Origin of the sequence: Halomonas sp. SIMBA_159 (assembly GCF_046536035.1) — a bacterium.
GTDB lineage: Bacteria > Pseudomonadota > Gammaproteobacteria > Pseudomonadales > Halomonadaceae > Vreelandella > Vreelandella venusta_A.
The window spans coordinates 1-243 of sequence record NZ_JAWJBT010001380.1 but is presented as its reverse complement, the minus strand read 5'-3'; the positions used below and the strand labels follow the sequence as shown (position 1 = coordinate 243).

Here is a 243-nt window from a genome sequence, read left to right as displayed (position 1 = left end):
ATAAGATGGGCGCCGGCAACAAGTTGCTCAACAGCGTAAGCACCAAGTTTCGTCGCCAGTATTCGATCTGCTCCGACAGGCCGACCGCCTCGCTGAATATGTCCAAGTATACAAGCGCGACATTCAATGCCCAGGGCCTCACTTAACGCTTCGGCTAACGCCGTGGTACCGGCAGGGTAACTGTTTTCTGCCACAACGATAATGTAACTGCTTTTGCCCCTTAGTAATTGCGCATGCTGTATC

General features: G+C 52.3%; 1 protein-coding gene. It reads right to left on the bottom strand.

What is annotated here, in order from left to right; all coding sequences use genetic code 11:
• A partial coding sequence (locus R0J87_RS23770) for a 6-phosphofructokinase (protein ID WP_498889473.1) occupies positions 1 to 242 on the bottom strand: 242 nt, incomplete at its 3' end.
• Position 243 lies beyond the last annotated feature (1 nt).